Annotated in this window: 20 protein-coding genes; 10 read left to right on the forward strand and 10 right to left on the reverse strand. The window is 46.2% G+C overall.

Annotation, left to right across the window (positions count from 1 at the left end; genetic code table 11):
* Positions 1 to 2: 2 nt before the first annotated feature.
* Complete coding sequence (ribB, locus tag ACI2NF_RS05005; RefSeq protein WP_400149644.1) at positions 3 to 698, reverse strand: 3,4-dihydroxy-2-butanone-4-phosphate synthase; 696 nt, start codon at positions 696 to 698, stop codon at positions 3 to 5.
* Positions 699 to 903: 205 nt separating this feature from the next.
* Here ribB and ACI2NF_RS05010 point away from each other — a divergent pair, with 205 nt between their 5' ends.
* The 6 genes from ACI2NF_RS05010 (at position 904) to ACI2NF_RS05035 (ending at position 8530) form a co-directional block, all read left to right on the forward strand.
* Complete coding sequence (locus ACI2NF_RS05010; RefSeq protein ID WP_400149642.1) at positions 904 to 1329, forward strand: hypothetical protein; 426 nt, start codon at positions 904 to 906, stop codon at positions 1327 to 1329.
* A gap of 67 nt (positions 1330 to 1396) precedes the next feature.
* Positions 1397 to 2047 (forward strand): metal-dependent transcriptional regulator, encoded by a 651-nt coding sequence (locus tag ACI2NF_RS05015; RefSeq protein WP_400149640.1) that lies wholly within the window; start codon positions 1397 to 1399, stop codon positions 2045 to 2047.
* A gap of 10 nt (positions 2048 to 2057) precedes the next feature.
* Positions 2058 to 3935 (forward strand): ferrous iron transport protein B, encoded by a 1878-nt coding sequence (feoB, locus tag ACI2NF_RS05020; protein WP_400146597.1) that lies wholly within the window; start codon positions 2058 to 2060, stop codon positions 3933 to 3935.
* 192 nt (positions 3936 to 4127) lie between these two features.
* Positions 4128 to 5792 (forward strand): glutamate--tRNA ligase, encoded by a 1665-nt coding sequence (locus tag ACI2NF_RS05025; RefSeq protein ID WP_400202005.1) that lies wholly within the window; start codon positions 4128 to 4130, stop codon positions 5790 to 5792.
* A 29-nt stretch (positions 5793 to 5821) separates the two neighbouring features.
* Complete coding sequence (locus tag ACI2NF_RS05030) at positions 5822 to 7222, forward strand: MFS transporter (RefSeq protein WP_400149638.1); 1401 nt, start codon at positions 5822 to 5824, stop codon at positions 7220 to 7222.
* Between the two features lie 42 nt (positions 7223 to 7264).
* Positions 7265 to 8530 carry a UbiD family decarboxylase gene (locus ACI2NF_RS05035; RefSeq protein ID WP_400211172.1) on the forward strand — a complete coding sequence of 422 codons (1266 nt, stop codon included), beginning with the start codon at positions 7265 to 7267 and terminating at the stop codon, positions 8528 to 8530.
* Between the two features lie 55 nt (positions 8531 to 8585).
* On the opposite strand, the gene ACI2NF_RS05040 is transcribed toward ACI2NF_RS05035, so the two are convergent.
* The 5 genes from ACI2NF_RS05040 to ACI2NF_RS05060 form a co-directional block, all read right to left on the reverse strand.
* On the reverse strand, positions 8586 to 8708 hold the full coding sequence (locus ACI2NF_RS05040) for a hypothetical protein (protein ID WP_400146591.1): 123 nt from the start codon (positions 8706 to 8708) through the stop codon (positions 8586 to 8588).
* A 99-nt stretch (positions 8709 to 8807) separates the two neighbouring features.
* A complete protein-coding gene (locus ACI2NF_RS05045; RefSeq protein WP_400151646.1) occupies positions 8808 to 10109 on the reverse strand; it encodes an adenylosuccinate synthase in 1302 nt (433 codons plus the stop codon).
* Between the two features lie 37 nt (positions 10110 to 10146).
* On the reverse strand, positions 10147 to 10800 hold the full coding sequence (locus ACI2NF_RS05050; protein WP_400204691.1) for an HAD family hydrolase: 654 nt from the start codon (positions 10798 to 10800) through the stop codon (positions 10147 to 10149).
* Entirely contained in the window at positions 10797 to 11897 is a 1101-nt protein-coding gene (locus ACI2NF_RS05055; RefSeq protein ID WP_400196300.1) for a methyltransferase, read from the reverse strand. Before ACI2NF_RS05055 ends, ACI2NF_RS05050 begins: the two co-directional genes overlap by 4 nt.
* A complete protein-coding gene (locus tag ACI2NF_RS05060) occupies positions 11897 to 12442 on the reverse strand; it encodes an NTPase (protein ID WP_400146583.1) in 546 nt (181 codons plus the stop codon). Before ACI2NF_RS05060 ends, ACI2NF_RS05055 begins: the two co-directional genes overlap by 1 nt.
* 233 nt (positions 12443 to 12675) lie before the next feature.
* On the opposite strand from ACI2NF_RS05060, the gene ACI2NF_RS05065 reads away from it, so the two are divergent.
* Complete coding sequence (locus ACI2NF_RS05065) at positions 12676 to 12849, forward strand: hypothetical protein (RefSeq protein WP_400146581.1); 174 nt, start codon at positions 12676 to 12678, stop codon at positions 12847 to 12849.
* Between the two features lie 21 nt (positions 12850 to 12870).
* Here ACI2NF_RS05065 and ACI2NF_RS05070 read toward each other — a convergent pair whose 3' ends face one another.
* The 3 genes from ACI2NF_RS05070 to ACI2NF_RS05080 form a co-directional block, all read right to left on the reverse strand.
* Complete coding sequence (locus ACI2NF_RS05070) at positions 12871 to 13254, reverse strand: dihydroneopterin aldolase family protein (protein WP_400146579.1); 384 nt, start codon at positions 13252 to 13254, stop codon at positions 12871 to 12873.
* Between the two features lie 159 nt (positions 13255 to 13413).
* Positions 13414 to 13938 carry a PDDEXK family nuclease gene (locus ACI2NF_RS05075; protein WP_400146577.1) on the reverse strand — a complete coding sequence of 175 codons (525 nt, stop codon included), beginning with the start codon at positions 13936 to 13938 and terminating at the stop codon, positions 13414 to 13416.
* Positions 13939 to 14045: 107 nt separating this feature from the next.
* The gene (locus tag ACI2NF_RS05080) at positions 14046 to 14690 is read right to left on the reverse strand and encodes a hypothetical protein (protein ID WP_400146576.1); all 645 of its coding nucleotides are present in this window, start codon (positions 14688 to 14690) and stop codon (positions 14046 to 14048) included.
* Between the two features lie 550 nt (positions 14691 to 15240).
* Between ACI2NF_RS05080 and ACI2NF_RS05085 the strand changes: the two genes are divergently transcribed.
* Together ACI2NF_RS05085 and ACI2NF_RS05090 are read left to right on the forward strand one after the other, a co-directional pair.
* The gene (locus ACI2NF_RS05085; RefSeq protein WP_400148316.1) at positions 15241 to 16110 is read left to right on the forward strand and encodes a trypsin-like peptidase domain-containing protein; all 870 of its coding nucleotides are present in this window, start codon (positions 15241 to 15243) and stop codon (positions 16108 to 16110) included.
* A 52-nt stretch (positions 16111 to 16162) separates the two neighbouring features.
* Positions 16163 to 16504 carry a P-loop NTPase family protein gene (locus ACI2NF_RS05090; RefSeq protein WP_400148314.1) on the forward strand — a complete coding sequence of 114 codons (342 nt, stop codon included), beginning with the start codon at positions 16163 to 16165 and terminating at the stop codon, positions 16502 to 16504.
* Between the two features lie 36 nt (positions 16505 to 16540).
* Here the strand turns inward: ACI2NF_RS05090 and ACI2NF_RS05095 are convergent, their stop codons facing one another.
* A complete protein-coding gene (locus ACI2NF_RS05095) occupies positions 16541 to 17803 on the reverse strand; it encodes an ArsB/NhaD family transporter (RefSeq protein ID WP_400211173.1) in 1263 nt (420 codons plus the stop codon).
* A 53-nt stretch (positions 17804 to 17856) separates the two neighbouring features.
* Between ACI2NF_RS05095 and ACI2NF_RS05100 the strand changes: the two genes are divergently transcribed.
* Positions 17857 to 18231 (forward strand): cupin domain-containing protein, encoded by a 375-nt coding sequence (locus tag ACI2NF_RS05100; protein ID WP_400148311.1) that lies wholly within the window; start codon positions 17857 to 17859, stop codon positions 18229 to 18231.
* The last annotated feature ends 359 nt before the right edge of the window (positions 18232 to 18590 follow it).

Raw genomic sequence — 18590 nt, forward strand, 5'->3', positions numbered from 1 at the left:
GCTCACTCCCTGTTCTTGAATTCATTCCAGGCTTTGATGATCTCATCGCCTGTGATGAATGTGAGGTCGTGTTCCTTAGCATATCTCATGGTGTTCTCCTTCTTCTCGGAGTTACCGTCGTCACCCATCATCTCGCATATCGTCGCTGAAGGTTTGACTCCTGCCATGACCATCAATGCGTTGGTCAATTCCGTATGTCCCTTCCTGTTGACCAATGGTACTTCGGATGTGTTGAGGAGATGTACGTGTCCTGGTGCTCTGAAGTTCTTACCGAGGTCCTCGCGTATCCCCTCTGGGGATTTGTCCTGGAATATGGTCTTCACATACTCCTTGATGGTGAGTGCCCTGTCATTGTCAGTGATACCAGTGTATGTGTTGCGGTGGTTGATTGTCACACCGAACGATGATTTGGTGTTGTCATAAGGGATATCGTTGGGAGACATCATCCTGAGCACAGGATATTTCTCATCATCCCAATATACATCGGACATGAATGGGAGTCCGACTCTCTTGGCGACATCGAATGGCGTTGTCGTGCATACGAGTCCGCCTGCATCTTTTCTGAAGGTCCTCAGGATCTCGTGTGTGATGAATTCTGACGCGATCGTCATGTCCGTCTCCTTCTCCCTGTCATCGAAATCGTAAACGAGAACGATCTTACCGTTCCTGATATCCTCCATTGCTTTCTCAATGCTCATCATGACACCTTTCGTACCTGTATTCGAGGATATTAAAAAGAAACTTGGCTTATTACTTATTTTATGGTACATTGATTGATATTTGGTAGAATCGATGGATGATATCTATCGTTCAGATATATTATGCCACATACCTTGCATCGACATCCATGGTTGCACATTCACATTTATATCCCTTAATAGCAATCATTTCAACAGTGATAGAATGGGATTTATGAACAAATTGAACAATGTTCTTGATAATCGCAAGAGCAATAGGGACGAGAAGAGCGAGATAAATCAGATGAAGAATGATAAAACATCTGAACAGAAGGCCATAGATGAGCAACTGATGGCTATCGGTCAATACTATTGGAATAAATACGCTAACGACGGCACATACGTCCCTGAGGATGATGTCAAGGGCGCATTCATAGATATCGAGACTCGTGTCGTGAGGATCAAGGAACTCGAGAAACAGATCGAGGATCGTAAGGTCGCAGGCGAGGCGGAGCGTCAGAAGATCAATGAGGAGACAGCTGCAAGAGAGGAAGAGATGAGACTCGCAAAGGAAGAGGCAGCTAGGATCAAGGCCAAGGAGAGGGAGGCCAGAAGGGCTGCGAAAGAACTCGAGAAGAACAATAATGAGTAAGCCAGGCAGGCATGTCCTGCCTATTTTTAGGCATAGTTAAATATTCCCTTTACATAATGGCCACTTGATGAGTACCGATAACCGTGAGGATTATCTGATCAACATCCTGCGCCTCACAGATGGCGTCCGTGTCGTCAAGACCACGGAGATAGCGAATTATATGGGTGTAGCACCCGCTAGTGTTACGGAGATGTTGAAGATTCTCAGCAAAGAGGGTCTTGTCAATTATGAGAGATATAGGGGCGTCTCCTTGACCGCTGAGGGCATAACCGTTGCGAAGAACCTCAGAAGGAAACACCACATCATGGAGAGGTTCCTCACGGACGTCCTCGATGTCGATCATCAATCCGCACATGACAATGCATGCGCATTCGAACATTCGATGAGCGAGGATGCAGCCATCAAGATATGTCATATGATCGGACACAAGGTCGATGGGGACTGCGACACGTGTCCTGAACCTTGTGACGAGAAGATGGGTGTGAAGAAACCAGCGATCTGCCTCGTTGATGCTGAACCTGGAGACTGGGGAACCATCTCCCACGTGTCCAATAAGGATGTCGCAGTCGTTAGGAAACTCATCTCGATGGGTTTCGTACCTGGAAGGGCTATCAAATTGGACAGCAAGGTGTCTGTGGATGGCGCTCGTATCATTTTGATCGGTGACAGTGTTATCGCTCTCGATAAGGAGCTATGTTCATCGATATTCATGAATTAGAACTGATCTTATGAAATTCCAAATAGCACTCATCGGCCAGCCTAATGTGGGTAAATCCACCTTGTTCTCCAGGTTGACCGGTGTAGGTGTGATATCATCGAATTACCCTGGTACCACAGTGGAATTCGACGAGGCTACTGTGACCTACGGTGGTAACGAGTTACATTTCCATGATCTTCCAGGAACTTATAGTCTTTCCACAACTTCAAGTGATGAGGATGTCGTCATCAAGATGCTGAGGGATGCCGACAATGATGTTATCGTCGTCGTTGCGGATTCAACGGATCTGGAGCCGAGTCTTGTATTGTCCATGGAGGTCTTGGAACTCGGTCTTCCTACGATAATCGCCCTCAACAAGTACGATCTGTCGATGAAGAGGATGACGATAGATGTAGAGAAGTTGGAGAAGATCTTCGGCGTTCCCGTCATTCCCGTTTCATCAAGGAACGGGGACGGGATGAGCGATCTTTTGGACGCGATATCCTCCGGGAAGGCGAAGGTATCCGATTATCGTGTGATGTATGACGATCACATCGTAGAGGCTATCGATAAGGTGATGGAGACACATCATGTCAACAGAGGGAAGGCGATAAAGATCCTCGAAGGCATCGATGATGATTCCGATCCCTTTATCATCGGTGATATCGACCGTGAGTTCACGAAGATACATGGGGATCATATAGGCGTGCATATCGCCAGGGACAGATACGGAGATGCACACGTCATCGTCATGGAGACTGTCCATCGTTCGACGAAGAATCTGACGCGTTCAGAGAAGATATCGGACATAACCATTGAACCTTCCACAGGTATCCCGATACTCATCGGTATTCTGGTATTGACATTCATAACATTGATCGGCCTGGGAGGGATAATCGCTGAATGGATCGATCATCTCTACACGACATTCGTAGGTACCGCATTGATAGATCTCGGTGGCAACATCGCAGGAGACATCGGAAAGGCATTGATGTCCGGTATCGACAGCAGTATCCAAGCGATCTTGGGATTGGTGATACCTTACATCATGGTGTTCTACATAATATTGGGGATATTGGAGGACACAGGATATCTTCCCAGGGCCGTAGTGCTCCTTGACAGATTGATGCATCATTTCGGTCTTCACGGGAATGCTTTCATCCCCATCATGGTGGGTTTCGGATGCAATGTGCCTGCGATACTCGCTACACGTATGATCAGGTCGAAGAGGGAACGCATCATCCTTTGTTCGATGATCTGTATGGCGGTACCATGCTCTGCACAGATCGCGATAATGACTGGGGTTACCGGAAAATTCGCAGGCATCGAATGGGTTCTGGTCATTCTTGCGATCCTTACCGTATTGATGGTATCGATTGGGATTGTGTTGAACAAGACGTTGAAATTGGAACCATCCAACCTTGCCATAGAATTGCCTGAATTGCAGGTCCCGAGGGTGATGAACGTCATCAACAAGATGTGGATGCGTTCTAAGGATTTCTTCGCGATAGCAGTACCTTTGCTCATAATCGGAAGCATAATCGTGGAATTATGCATCTATTACAACCTGTTGGACGTATTCGTGGAACCGATGTCATGGTTGACGGTGGACATGTTGGGCCTTCCTGCAGTGACGATAATCTGTTTCATCGTAGGTGTGGTCAGGAAGGAGATGTCATACGGTATGCTGGTCATCGTCGGTGCGATAACGGAGATGGATCCTTCGCAATTCGTCGTATATGGTATCATAATGAGCATTTACATGCCTTGTATCGCGACCATAGCTGTCATGAGAGATGAGTTGGGATGGAAGAACACTCTCGCTGTCTGTCTGTCATCCGTTACCATCGCCGTATTGGTGGGTACGTTGGTCAATCAGTTGTTCAATATAGGATTCATAACCGCATGATGCATCCTGTCCATGGACAACTTTCCTCACGATCCGTTAACCCATACGTAGAACGTATCATTGTTGCGATATACGAACAAATAAACAATGTCCGTACGCAATAAGCCAACGGTAAATCAATATCATATCGCACGTGCGCAAGTAGTGAGTCTATTATATATGCAAGCGTTCGGGATTCACATGTCGAACGACATCGAGATCCTCATCAGGAAATATGCGCTTCAGAATGCTGTATTCTTCAAGGGTAAGGCTAACCCTAAATCCATAGTCGGTAAGGTACTAGGCGAATGTCAGGGGTGGAGGGCCAAAGTACCGGAATTGAACGAGATCGTCAATTCTGTCGTATCTGACGTGAATGCTATGGCATTGGAGGATCAGAAGAGAGCATTGGAGGAACTCGATCCATCACTTCTCGTCAAGGAGAAGAAGGAGAGGAAGTACGAACTTCCCGATCTGGAGAATATTGATGGTAAGGTTGTCATGAGGATCGCTCCAGGCCCGTCAGGACCTCTGCATATCGGTCACACACGCGTTTCGATACTCAATGACGAATATGTCAAGAGATACGGTGGTAAACTGATCTGCAGGTTCGAGGACACTAATCCTGAGAAGATCGATCCTGATGCATACGATATGATACCCGAGGACTTGGAATGGTTAGGTGTGAAGATACACGAGAAGATCATTCAATCAGAGAGGTTCGAGATCTATTACGATTACACCAGGAAACTCATCGAGATGGGCCATGCATACGTCTGTACTTGTGACGCAGAGGATTGGAGACAGAAGAAGGAGAAGAAGATCGCCTGTCCATGCAGGGACCTCCCTGTAGAGGAACAATTGGAAAGATTCGATAGGTTCATGAACGGCGGCTACAAGGAAGGCGAAGCGATCACTGTCGTAAAGACAGCCATCGATCACCCCAATCCAGCTGTCAGGGATTTCGTAGCATTGAGGTTGGTGGATCACCCTCACCCATTGACGAAGGATAAGTACAGGGCATACCCCATGATGAATCTCTCCGTCGCCATCGATGATTATCTCCTCGGTATGACGCATGTCATCAGAGGCAAGGACCATCTCAACAATACGTTCAGACAGGAATACATCTTCAATTATTTCGGATGGAAGAAGCCGACATACTATCACTACGGACTCGTCAACATCCCCGATACCATACTCAAGACATCGCTCATCAAGGAGTCCATCAGGAACGGTGAATACTCCGGTTGGGATGATGTGAGAACAGGTACTGTTAGAGCATTGGAGAGAAGGGGCATAAGGCCTGAGGCGATCAGGAGATATTGGGTCGAGAGCGGCATTAAGCCGATCGACATACAGTTCTCTTGGGACAATCTCTTCGCGATGAACCGCGATATCATCGATCCTGACGCGAACAGATACTTCTTCGTCGCAGACCCTGTCAAGTTCGAGATAGATGGATGCGATGAGATCGTAGGTAAAGCGCCTCTCCACCCCGATCATGCTGATAGGGGATTCAGGGAGTACGACATCAAGGACAGGACCATTTATCTATCCAAGGAGGATTCGGAGCTGTTCGAAGAGGCCGGAAAGATCAGGCTCAAGGATCTCTGCAATATTGATTACTCATCACCTGCGAAATACGCAGGAACGGATGTATCCATTCTCAAGAAGGGATTCAAGGCTGTGCAGTGGGTAGGCAACGATTCCACCGAGGCGAAGATATTGATGCCTGACGGAACCGTCCTGAACGGTCTCGTCGAGAATGCCGTGTTATCTGAGAAGAACGACATGGTACAGTTCGAGAGGATCGGATTCGCAAGGATCGAGAACAAGGATCCAAAATCATACACAGCAGTGTTCGCACACCGTTGAATATCGATCGTATCGATGGTGATTGTCGTATGACGAATATGGTGACTGATAGGAAGGATCAGCTCGTACTCTACGTAGTTATGGCCATGGCATTCTTCCTCGACGGGTTGGATGGCACCATAGTCACTGTCGCATTGCCAGAGATAGGTAAATCATTCGCAATGAGCACAAGCGATTCATCATGGGTCGTTACGGTGTATTTCATGATGATGGCGGGATTGATACTCGTCTTCGGTAAGATAGCTGATAAAGGTGCGATAAAAAAGGTGCTTGTTGGCGGATTCATCATATTCGCATTGGGATCATTGCTGTGTGCATTGTCATACAATTCCACATTCCTCTTGATCTCGAGGGCGATACAGGGTATCGGCTCAGCGATGCTCGCTTCTACAGGAATCATGCTCGCTGTGAAGTTCTTCCCGCCGAAGATGATGATCTTTGCGATGACGCTTTCTGTCTTGGGATCATCGGTAGGGGCAGCATTCGGTCCGACATTGGGCGGCATATTGACGAATGCGCTGTCATGGCATTGGATATTCATCATCAACGTCCCCATAGGCGTGATATGCGCCGTGTTCGCACACAGATACGTTCCGTCAGATGATAAGATGGATGACATGAGATTCGATTATCTCGGTTCATTGTTACTGTTCCTCTCATTGATATGCGGATTGTACGCAGTGGAATCCATTCCATCCCACGGTATCGGTGTAACGAACATCTCGGCTCTTGTAGCATTCGTGATCATATTCGCGATATTCGTCACATATGATCTGAAGAAGGAGGATCCCGTTCTCGATCTCAGATTGTTCAAGATATCGAGATTCGACAGGGCGATATTGGCGTTCATGATACTGAACGCATCATACATGGGATGTCTGTATCTCATCCCATTCATGCTCAGTATAGAGATGGGCTATGATACGATGGAATGCGGATTGATCATGCTCACACAGGCACTAGTAACATTGGTGTTATGTCTTCCTGTAGCCAAAGCATGTTCAAGCCGCGGTACGAGGACATTCGCCATAATCGGATGTTCGTTGATGATGTTGACATGCATCATATTCACGTTCCTCGATTCATCGACCGGCCTCATCTCCTTGATATTCGGATTGATACTCCTCGGTAGCGTATGGGGATTCTCGGGAAGTTCTGTGGGTACGCGTCTTGTGGAGAATGTACCGTCGGAGAAGAAGGGTTCAGCATCATCATTGCTGTCATTCTTCGTTTACTTCGGTTCTGCATTGGGGACTGCGATGTTCTCTGCGTTCTTCAACATAGGTTCGAACAGTTCAGGTATATCCATATCCGATCTTCCATCGGACATATTCATGGAAGGATTCAGGTTCACGATGATAGTCGCATCCATATTGGCATTCTGTGCGGTATTGCTCTCAGCGTCGATAAGGTCCAGGACGAACGAGTGAATCCCATAAAATGTAAAATACGGTCTTCGCTATCATGTAATCATGTCCGTAGGAAAGTATCTGAAAGGTACGGAATTCAGGGTCAAGGATAAGATCGATGCAGATTCAACTCAATCAACCAAATTGATGTTGGAGGATCAGGACAGGACCATCATTTTCGAGAATGTCAATGGCGGGAAGGCTGTAGGCAATCTATTCTCCACAAGGCAGAAGGTCGCTGAGGCATTGAATATCGGACAGGATGAGATCGTCACATCCCTCATACACGCATCGGACAATCCCTGCGATACGGAATTCACCGATGAACCCGAGTTCAGATACCAATCGTTACCTGTCGATCTTATGGCATTGCCGATATGCAAGTACTTCCCTGAGGACGGTGGACGTTACATATCGTCAGGGATAATCGTATCAGAATACAACGGCAAGAGGAATGTTTCCTTCCACAGGATGATGATAATGGATCGCGACAGGATTGCCGTGAGGCTCGTTCCTAGACATCTCTACAGGATGTACAATGAGGCCAAGGAGAAGGGAGAGGAGCTGAAGATCTCCATCTGTATCGGAGCAAGGCCTGAGATGCTCCTTGCGGCTGCTACATCCACAGCCTATGAGACGGACGAGATGACCATAGCATCATCATTATGCAAGATGAGCACAGGAAAGCCGTTGCAGGTCGGAAGGACAGATAACGGATTGATCGTACCTTCGGAGTGCGATTATGTGTTCGAGGCAAGGATAACATTCGATGAGACCGAGGAAGGTCCGTTCGTCGATATCACGGGCACATACGATTATATCAGGATGCAGCCTGTGATCAAGGTCGAGAAGATATGGGCCAACAAGGACCCTTACTTCCACTTCCTGTTACCAGGCGGTAATGAGCATTATCTGTTCATGGGACTCCCAAGGGAGCCGATGATGTACATCTCCGTGAGAGAGAAGGTTCCTGGCGTGAAAGCGGTCCGTCTGACAGAAGGCGGTTGCTGTTGGTTGAACGGTGTCGTTTCGATCAAGAAAGTCAATGAGGACGACGGAAGGGTAGCAGCCTTAGCAGCATTGGATGGTCACAAATCGATGAAGAATGTGATCGTTGTCGATGATGATGTCGATATCTTCGATGATAAGGAAGTTGAATGGGCTGTCGCTACGAGATTCCAAGCGACAAGGCTCATCACGATACCGAATTCGAAGGGTTCATCACTCGATCCAAGTGCCGACGATAGCATCACATGCAAGGTCGGGATCGATGCAACGATACCTCTTGACAGAGATAGAAAAGCATATCTCAAGGCACAATTGCCTTGATAGCTGCGGGATGGGCCAAAGCCCACCTCACAGTTTGAAGTTTGACAGACCTTATTCAGATCTGAAGATGCTGAGTCCAATGTTTCGAACGATCTTCTTCCTCGATAGGCATGTCATCTCTGGCAGCTGTCTTGGATTTCTGAACGTTACAGGAACATCCTTTTCCTTTCGCTCCCATGATTAGTGTGTATGCAGGACTATTAATTACGCATATCCTGCATACAACCTATCATGTCGATAGGTAAAATATAAAGGGAAGATGACTTCCCTTTGAGATTCAGAACCATTTACCGAATCTATCGATCGTTTCTGATCTCTTAGGACCGATTGAGATGATCGATGCGGGGATTTTGGTGTATTCCTCGATGAATTCGATGTAAGTCCTCATGTTCTTGGGCAATGCATCATATCCGTCCTTGATGATCTTCTCAGAATCATCCCATGAATCCCATCCATCGAACTCCTTGTAGATGGGTTTCGCCTTCTCGAGTTTCGACAATGATGCAGGGAAGTGTTTGAGTACTTTTCCATCCACATCATATCCTGTGCAGACATAGATCTTATCGTAATCGTTGAGGACATCGAGTTTCGTTATCGCCCAGTGCGTGAATCCGCAGAGTCTTGCGGCATGTTCTGCGACAACGAGGTCCAACCAGCCGCATCTCCTTCCTCTTCCGGTGGTGACACCGAATTCTCCGCCCTTCTTCTGAAGTTCTTCCTCGGCTTCGCCTTCCAACTCGGTGACGAACGGACCTTCGCCTACACGTGTTGTGTATGCTTTCAGACAACCGACAACGTTGTCTATCCTGTTCGGCGCTACGCCGGAACCGGAGCATATGCCTCCGCCGACCGTTGATGATGATGTCACGTATGGATACGTACCATGGTCGATGTCTAACATCGCACCCTGTGCACCTTCGAAGAGGATGTTCTTTCCCTCGTCGATCATATCGTTTATGAGAACGGATGTATCGCAGACGTATTTGCCGAATGTCTCGCCCCATCTCTTGAATTTATCTTCGAACTTCTCAACGGTGCATTGACACTCCTCAGCATGCATCATCTTGAGAAGATCCTTCTTCATAGGCAGGATGAACTCTGCTTTCTCCCTAACGAGTTCAGGTTCAAGGATGTCTCCCGCTCTGAATCCATATCTTGCGATCTTGTCCTGATATGTCGGTCCGATACCTTTTTTGGTGGTTCCGACCGAATTCTTGCCTCTGTAGATCTCCTCGGCACCATCCAATTTCTTGTGGTAGTTCTGAATGAGATGTGCTCTGTCGGATATCCTGAGTCCATCGATGGAAAGGCCGGCATCAGTGATCTGTTTGATCTCCTCGGCCATGTCATCCATGTTGACAACGACGCCGTTGCCGATGATCGCCAATTTGCCTTCTCTAAGGACTCCAGATGGAAGAAGGTGCAATTTGAAGACGTTGTCACCGATGACTATCGTGTGACCTGCGTTGTTCCCGCCTTGGAAACGGACGACTGCATCCGAATCCTCTGCAAGATAATCTGTGATTTTCCCTTTGCCTTCATCGCCCCATTGGGCCCCGATAATAGCAAGCGTCGGCATGTTAAAAACGTAAGATAATGCGGTATAAATGGGTTGCTCATTGATAATTTTCAATGGCGTTCAAGAGGTTCTCAGGCTTATCCGCATATCTGTATCCGTATTCGATGCAATTCTCCTTCGTTATGCCGAATCCGTATGCTGCCGCAAGGAATCTCACCTTGGATTTCTTAGCAGCCTCCAGATCATTGAATCCATCGCCGATCATCAATGTTCTTTCACGCGATGTTCCGGTCTCGTTCATGCACATCTCTATCATGTCGGATTTTGTGCGACTCTCTGTTTCGGATGAACCGTGCATGACATCGAAGCATTGATCGATACCGATCTCCTTCATGGTGTTGATTGCATACCTCTCAAGGGTCATCGTTGCCAATCCGATCTTGTAGCCGCGTTCATGTAACGTTTTTATGGTCTCTACAACAGGTTCGAACGGACCGCTCATCGCATGTCCTTTTTCTTCATATTTCTGTCTGAAGTATCTCACAGCCTCGTTGATAGTGGATTCGTCATTCGTATGTAACATCAGTTTGAGATTCTCAGGGAGATAGCCTACGAAATATGACCAGAACTCGTCATCAGGCATATCGGCGTTACCGAATTTCTTCAACGTCTCTTTGTAACAATAGAGCATGGATGGCCACGAATCGCAGATGGTACCGTCCATATCGAAGATGATCAACTCGAAGTTCATACCGTCTCCTTCGAGACCTCTGTGTACACGTCGCAGATCTCCTTCAATGATAATTCGGTTTTGAAAGCTGTCGGAGAGATATGTGTTTTCGACGTCCTGCCATACTCATTCATCCTCTCGATGAATGTATCCATGCGAGGTGTGGTGACCTTGAGGAATGAGGATATCTCGCTCATATCGTAGAGTAAGGGGATATCATCTATCTCCTCTTTCCATAGATCGAGATATTTGTTGCATTTCCTTTCTACGCATGTATCATGCGCATCCATCTTCGCAAGATGCTCCTTATCGAACAATCTTCCGCCCCAGAATGGACCATAGATATGTTCCTTATCAGGTTCGTATGAGTACGATCTCTCCAATGTTACGGGATCGAATGCGATATAGATGAGATTCTTCAATGCCTCATCAGCGTTATTGGCTCCATCCATCACCTGCAGATACGTTCTGAAGTAATGGTCTGCAGAGAATGAGAGCATCGGTCTAAGGCCCTTGTCGAATTTGGCCATCTCCCTAGCCATCGTACCGATCAGTATCCTCAATCCGGCTTCATGACACATGATCCCTCTCAGAGGGCGTACTTGGTATCTTCTCTCGCATTTCGCACGATGCGCACCTGCAAGCGGTGCCGCATCCGTAGCTGTGATCGCAAGATAGCCGTGTCTTCTAGCACCCTGTATCGCTGAATGCAGGAATGGCATAGGCGAGCCGAAGGGATCAATATCGATGTAGTCGTATATGTTCTCAGCAAGGATAGAATGCAGATTCCTATTGGATGGAGTGCAGTTGGTGACACCATTGATCTCGATGTTCTTCTCGATGAAAGGTATGGCGTAGGCGCTGATATCATTGGCAGTGACATTCGTCTTCGGGGCCTCATTCGCTATCCTCACAGCCCTCGAACCGGTCGCTGTCATGGCATCCAATACCTTCAATTCCTTATCGAACGCACGTAGGAACATCACGCTGATGTCCCTGTTGAATGCCATCTGTTCATTGAAGAAAACGGAACCATTGATCTTACCAGGCCCTCCGGAGGAGTGATCCTCGGGAACAATCAATCTTGTTGGGCCTTCTTGGATCTCAACGTAATTCATCAGATGTTCTCCCCATTCATAAGACGTACAATCTTATGCGGAAGGAGTGCACGGTTGGTGGGTGTGACCTCAAGGATCCTGACGTCATCCCTTCTTCTGATGTCCTGAAGAAGTGGGTTTCTTGATTTCTTGTGGAGTGTGAGAATCATGGGTTTGTCAACATCCAAAGCATCCTTCACGACCTGACAGAAAAGTTCACTCTCGACCTCGATCTTCCCGACCTCGTCGATGATAATGATGTCGCATTCCTCGCAGGCTTGCTTGATTGCACTGACACCTACGGATTCCAATTTTGAGATGTCGACACCGATCTTCCCGACCATTATCTTGCTCTCGATGGTGTTGAGTGCGAAGGTCTCGGTATCACCGGTCATGAAGTTCTTAGTGGTGAAACCTACGCGATATCTCCCATCCATGATGGGTTCGTTAAGCATACCACCGATCTTCAGATCATCTCTTTTCAGCATATCGATGACGCTGAGTAAGGCAGTGGTCTTACCAGCACCTGGTAGGCCTGTAATTCCGATTTTGATGTCTGAAATCATGATACATCCCAGTTATAGCGAGAGGCTATAGGGTTACGCGTATTAAAAGGGTATCTTCATTTTGCGTTCTTTTGGGGCGATTCAGCAGTTCAAACAGAATTCAATACATCCATCTTAAATCGTCCTATCAAAAACTGAAGTCCTTCGAATCTAGATTGCATTCACGATTGTAAATCGTACAATCACCGGATAACGTTATGTAGTCTATGCGCATAGGTCACTCTGGTGAACAAATGATGAACATAGCTGAGGAAATAGAGATCGTCGAGAAGATGAAGAAGAAGGGCAACAGCGAGGTAGCATACGCAGACGGTATGCTCAGCGTGCTCAAACAGGTCGCCGAGGGAAAGTCTCCTGAGGAGATCAAAACTTACGTCAACAACACTCTGAAATGTCTTGAGTGTTAAGCCGATTGAGGGTATATCCCCTCAATCCTCACCAATCTCTGATACGAACATCAATGGGTACTTCAGCTCATTGTCGTATCTCATTTCTGATACAACAAATACGTCATCGATCTTTATCGTGACCTTTGCATCGATCATATCGCCGGTCAATGAGATGTAGCTGTATCTGTCCCCATTAGATACGAATCTGGTGCGATCGATATACACTTCAGCATCCGAGACGTATGGTTGTGCGATGATCGATTCCTCGATCGCGAGTTCAAGCGGTTCCACAGAAACGGAATTGACAGGCGTGCCGACGAATTGATGATAGATTGTAGCTAGTTTTATTCCAGATTCGAATATCGCTCTTTCTCTCACGGAACAATTGAACTTACTTGCTGCATCGATCTCTCTTTGACTCATGTCAGGACAATAATCAGAACAAGTTAAAATCATTGCTGGATGACGTTCTCGGCGAATGATTATTATTTATCACCATCAATCATGATGTGAGGAATGTGTCGGATGAAGATATGTTGAAGGCTGATTCGATGATGAGCCCTATGAGTGCTGACGACCTCCTCACATATTCATCGAGACGTAGCTCATGAATTCGCTGAGTTTCATACCGTCATCCCATCTCATTATGTAATTCCCATTGGAATTGACATCGATCTTCGGGATTTTCCTCTGCAACAATCCCATGCTGCCTCTCAATTCTTCTTCGATCGGCAATGCGAACAGCCTCCAAGGATCGCCACGATAGTTCTTCAGACGCATCGCATAGATAGGTATGACATGGGATTTCATGCAATTCTCCATCATATTGGTCGCTTGTTCGGTGAGTCTCTGGTTCCTGCTGAAATGCATCGTTCTGTCGGATGAGCTCTTGACCTCGATGGGGAATGAGAAATCCCATCTCAATGCTACGAGATCGACTCCAAGTGAACCTGCAGCTCTTATGACAACGAATGGTTGGTCCTCCATCCTACGATATCCGGATTCTTCCGTTTCATCGCATGTTTTGACCATCTTGTTTATTATCTTGCTATCGCCGGAAAGGAGGAATTTCAGTTCTCTTTCGTAGATGTCTCCAGGTGCACCCATCTTATCAACACATTGTTCGCATTGATGATATATAAAGTGTGAAGGGGAGGTCACCGATTGATAAACGTAAATCAATGACTGATATGGGGTCCATCGGCCCCTTCAGATCATTGTTTTCTGAGCTCATCCTTGATGGCTTGTCTCATCTCATCATCCATCTCATTCCTCGGCGATGGAATGGGTATGTTCTTCTTTTTCAGGCGCATCATGTTCACTGCAGAGAGTACAGTGAGCAACATGCCACAGAACATGATGATCGGTATGAGGTAGAATTTTTCGAATATGATCGCGAATGGAACGCTGAAGAATATCGAGAAGAACGTTATGATGGTGCATGTGATGAATAATCCCTGCCCTCCGCTACGTGTGAGTGTCTTGTAGGAGTTCATATCCTCCTCGGTGAACACGCCGTAGGACTTCAGACTCTTCGCACGGATTATGTCGTTCTTAGCGTTCTTCTTGTCGAAAACGGCATCCATGTACCATACATCTGCGTTATCAGCATCCATCTGCATGGCCTTGCCGAGGAGTGCCTGTGCGCCATAGAGGTCGCCATCGTACATCGAATACTTGGCGAGCCTCAATATGTTCACCACTTCTGATGTGCGATCCATCTTTACTTTGATATCGCCGACTATTGCTTTGTCGTTGATTATCTGGCGTCCGCAATATGTGCAGAACCCTGTCGCCAGGGTGTCCTCCATCTTCACCTCTCCACCGCAATGGGGGCATGTGCACGCAACGAGTGTCATGTTATCCGCTCTGCACAATGTATAATGTGCATCCTCGAAACCAGTGCATGTGAATCGTATTCAAGTACTTTTTTGAATTGCGGGAATATCATCTTAGAAATTAATGTTCTTCAGAGTCATTTCATTTCTCTGAAATTACAATCGAAGAATAAGGGGCCATAATACTAATCCCGTTGAATTCATACATGTCGATATTCGCTCATATTCCGTGGTTTATTTGTTCAAAAAAGAAGCATTCGGTAGTCATGGATATATACTAGATTGCATTAGTCATACATAGTTGAGTTCAGCCATCGTCAAAGTAGGAATGCACTTGTGCCTTCTAGCTGTGGCGTATGGGCATCCAATGATGAGAAAGATGAAAACGTTGATGAGTCCGATGCTTTCGCATGATTGTGTCTGTTCTCGTTTTCGTGTGATTCTTTATGGTGATCCTCATCTCTGCGGAGGCGATGGCTGTCTCCAAACCATTTCGTTTTTATTAACGATTCATCAAAAATGACTGTTTTTCGTCGTTGAGAGTATATACTCAATCACACATCATCCGTACATGTTCGCAGATGCTTGTGAGAAGGCAATGAGATACACTAGGCCGGTCATAGTTTCTACACGTTGTGTCGACGGGTCCACTCAGTCGGGTTGCGGCGCATTCATCGTATTGAATAGGGATGGATGGATCATCACGGCAGGGCATCTGTTCTCTCAATTCATCAGATTCCAACAGGATAAGAAGAAGATGGAAGAGATCGATAGGATAGTCGCAGAGGAAGGTAACCATCCGAATCTGGAGAAGGATCCGAAATGGATCACTCATCACTCCTTTTGGTGGGGGTGGGATCGTGTCAATTTCGTTGAGGGATTTGTAGATGGTGATACGGATATCGCTGTAGGAAGATTGGAAGGCTTCAGACCTGAGATGATCTCCGAATATCCTGTATTCAAGGATCCGGACACCATCCGCCCAGGGACCAGTCTGTGCCGTATCGGATTCCCGTTCATCGACAGTACGACCGATTTCAACGAAAGTAACGGGACATTCTGCATAAGGAAAGGCGTCCTTCCGATGGCATTCTTCCCGAATGACGGGATTCATACGCGTAACATCTACTCTGGAAAGAGCAATGTCGGCAATTATGACAAATTGTACATAGAGACCTCCACGCCGGGTATGAAGGGACAGTCTGGAGGCCCTATATTCGATAAGAACGGTTACATAGCAGGTATGCAGGTCCGTACTGCCCACATGCCCTTGGGATTCTCCCCTACAGCTGTCAATGAGAAGGGTGAGAGGGTGGTCGAGAATCAGTTCCTCAACGTCGGTATCGGACTTCACGTGAAGAGTATCCTTCAGATACTCGATGATAAGCACATCAGCTATGATTGCGAAAGGGATGACCAGGGCTTCAAGATCGTGAGTTGAGTATCGTTCGTGATACCCTCTCATTAAGTACCCTTATCACATATTCTGTCCTATGCAGACGATTCAGATAGACGGGCTCAAATTCGACGGTCCATACGTATTAGGTAGGGATGAATTGCCGAATGTTCCTGCCATCGCACTGATAATCACAGAAGCTGGAGAGGGTTTCAAGATCATGAGTGTACTCCATGGTGTCAACATCAAGGAAGAGATAGAGAACAGCCCCAAGCAGGATTGTTGGCATAAACATGCGTATCACGACATCATCGACATTTACCTCAATCTGGATGATATGCCTGAATCGAAAAGAGAGGATTACAGGATCAGATGTATCGAGAAGAGGAAGGATGTCATCTTCTGCGATGAGGTTACAAAGATCGTTGATGATTGGTGATTTTAATTAATTAATTCAGTTAAGTTATCAGCTTAATTAATTAAACATTAGGTTGATCATCAGAATCATCGCTGCGATCGTGACGACAGTCACGACGATTCCTACGAGCATGAACTTGAAGAAATCGATCCTTATGCCGTAATTCTCCGATCTTTCAGCGACGATTATGTTCGCTACGGATCCGATCAATGTGGTGTTACCAGCCAATGTGGATGATGCTGCGAGAGCTATCAGCATCATTGTCGTAGGGTCCGTGATCATCTCTGTTATGAGCATCACTGCAGGTACGTTGCTCACGATATTGCTCAATACGACAGTGAATATCGATAATGACGTGATCGAAAGAGAATCCCCTTCGCGGAATCCAGGGAAGGATGATGAGAGGTCGGATATCAGGCCGGTATTCGATGCTCCGCCGATGAGGACGAATAATCCGATGAAGAACAGCAGTACATGCCAATCCACGTGTTTGATGGCCCATATGGTGTATCTGGGCTCAGATGATGCGATGATCAATAGGGATATCGCACCAGAGACCATCGATACGACGCATATCCTATATCCTCCGATGCCTGAACAGAGGAAACCGACGAATGTACAAATCATCACTGTGATCATCAGGTACATTTGTTTCTTAGCGACCGGACGTTCATTCTCATGAACATCAATATGATATCCGTATTTCGAGTAGAGACTCTTTCTGAATATGAGCAATAGGATTGCATACGTCAAAAGGATGCAAACGATGGATATCGGGATGGAATAGAGTGAGAATGTGATGAAATCCATCCCGGAGACGGATAATACGTATGCATTCTGTGGGTTGCCCACGGCAGTGGATATGCTGCCGATGTTAGCAGACATCATCAGGCCAACAAGGAAAGGGATTGGGTCCGCATCGGCCTTCTGACAGCATCTGATCACGATGGGTGTAAGAATTAAGACTGCAGCATCATTCAATGCGACGGCAGAGAGTATCGCTGATATCAGCATCACGATCGCAAGCATCTTCCTTTTCGATGAGGATTGTTTGACCATTAAATTCGATAGGAGTGTGAAGAATCCTGTGTACTCCAACCCTGCGACAAGAAGCATCATGCCTAGCAATAGCATGATCACATCCATGTTCACAGAATCGATGGCATCGGTGAATGATATCGCACCGACTATGATCATCAACGAAGCACCGATTAAGGCAATATAGGATCTCTTGATCTCGAACCAAGGCGTCTTGTTGACGGCGATGAATAGATACGTGCAGATGAAAACGATTGCTGCTATCGTGCTTATCAATGCCATCTCTTCGCTAATTCACGGTACAATGTTAATAGTTATGCAACCATCTTGAAATCATGTCTATCGTGAAGAACATCCCATTGCAGGAAATGTTCAGGGTCGCGGACCAAGTACAGGTCCTTCCGGGACAGGTTGTCAGTAAAACGATCGTTCAGAATAGTTCTGTTAGTATCACTATTTTCGCTTTCGATAAAGGTGAGGAGATAAGTTCGCATGCTTCTAGAGGTGATGCGTTCGTGACCGTACTCGAAGGGAAGGGAAAGTTCTGCATCGACGGAATACCTTACGTATTGAATAAGGGCGAGAGTATCGTTATGCCTGCCAACATACCGCATTCTGTTTTTGGTGAGGAGCAGTTCAAGATGTTGTTGGTGGTGTTGTTTCCCGCGGATTCTGCAAAGGTCGAGGGTAAGCCAATTGTACCTTCTTGATTGATTATTATTAATTAAGCTAGTAGATTTATTTACTTAATTAGTAAAATATGTCAATCATTAATTCTTGTTGTATTGAAAAATGTGCTCGCAGCAATCATTTAGTTTGGACTTCGATCATTTTGCATTACCTCTTATAGCTATGCAGTTAAGCTCGTTGCTTTATTTGCTTACTATAACTAGTTTTAATTGTATGTTGCATTAAATTAAGCTTATTGCTTAACATAAATTATTTTTTACAAAATGTTGTAATTAACGGTGTTAATTTAGCAATTTGCTTTACATGCTATATTTGTCTAATTTTTCAGTTGTTAAAAAAATTAAGTTAGTAGCTTTATTTATGTAATTAATTGTGAACT

Source organism: Candidatus Methanarcanum hacksteinii (assembly GCF_964305265.1).
Taxonomy (GTDB): Archaea; Thermoplasmatota; Thermoplasmata; order Methanomassiliicoccales; family Methanomethylophilaceae; genus Methanarcanum; species Methanarcanum hacksteinii.

Bases quoted from the DNA above. Each gene is read 5' to 3' on its own strand.
- ribB (WP_400149644.1), bottom strand. From the start codon at position 698: ATGAGCATTGAGAAAGCAATGGAGGATATCAGGAACGGTAAGATCGTT.
- ACI2NF_RS05010 (WP_400149642.1), top strand. From the start codon at position 904: ATGGGATTTATGAACAAATTGAACAATGTTCTTGATAATCGCAAGAGC.
- ACI2NF_RS05015 (WP_400149640.1), top strand. From the start codon at position 1,397: ATGAGTACCGATAACCGTGAGGATTATCTGATCAACATCCTGCGCCTC.
- feoB (WP_400146597.1), top strand. From the start codon at position 2,058: ATGAAATTCCAAATAGCACTCATCGGCCAGCCTAATGTGGGTAAATCC.
- ACI2NF_RS05030 (WP_400149638.1), top strand. From the start codon at position 5,822: ATGACGAATATGGTGACTGATAGGAAGGATCAGCTCGTACTCTACGTA.
- ACI2NF_RS05035 (WP_400211172.1), top strand. From the start codon at position 7,265: ATGTCCGTAGGAAAGTATCTGAAAGGTACGGAATTCAGGGTCAAGGAT.
- ACI2NF_RS05040 (WP_400146591.1), bottom strand. From the start codon at position 8,708: ATGGGAGCGAAAGGAAAAGGATGTTCCTGTAACGTTCAGAAATCCAAG.
- ACI2NF_RS05045 (WP_400151646.1), bottom strand. From the start codon at position 10,109: ATGCCGACGCTTGCTATTATCGGGGCCCAATGGGGCGATGAAGGCAAA.
- ACI2NF_RS05050 (WP_400204691.1), bottom strand. From the start codon at position 10,800: ATGAACTTCGAGTTGATCATCTTCGATATGGACGGTACCATCTGCGAT.
- ACI2NF_RS05055 (WP_400196300.1), bottom strand. From the start codon at position 11,897: ATGAATTACGTTGAGATCCAAGAAGGCCCAACAAGATTGATTGTTCCC.
- ACI2NF_RS05060 (WP_400146583.1), bottom strand. From the start codon at position 12,442: ATGATTTCAGACATCAAAATCGGAATTACAGGCCTACCAGGTGCTGGT.
- ACI2NF_RS05065 (WP_400146581.1), top strand. From the start codon at position 12,676: ATGATGAACATAGCTGAGGAAATAGAGATCGTCGAGAAGATGAAGAAG.
- ACI2NF_RS05070 (WP_400146579.1), bottom strand. From the start codon at position 13,254: ATGAGTCAAAGAGAGATCGATGCAGCAAGTAAGTTCAATTGTTCCGTG.
- ACI2NF_RS05075 (WP_400146577.1), bottom strand. From the start codon at position 13,938: ATGGGTGCACCTGGAGACATCTACGAAAGAGAACTGAAATTCCTCCTT.
- ACI2NF_RS05080 (WP_400146576.1), bottom strand. From the start codon at position 14,690: ATGACACTCGTTGCGTGCACATGCCCCCATTGCGGTGGAGAGGTGAAG.
- ACI2NF_RS05085 (WP_400148316.1), top strand. From the start codon at position 15,241: ATGTTCGCAGATGCTTGTGAGAAGGCAATGAGATACACTAGGCCGGTC.
- ACI2NF_RS05090 (WP_400148314.1), top strand. From the start codon at position 16,163: ATGCAGACGATTCAGATAGACGGGCTCAAATTCGACGGTCCATACGTA.
- ACI2NF_RS05095 (WP_400211173.1), bottom strand. From the start codon at position 17,803: ATGGCATTGATAAGCACGATAGCAGCAATCGTTTTCATCTGCACGTAT.
- ACI2NF_RS05100 (WP_400148311.1), top strand. From the start codon at position 17,857: ATGTCTATCGTGAAGAACATCCCATTGCAGGAAATGTTCAGGGTCGCG.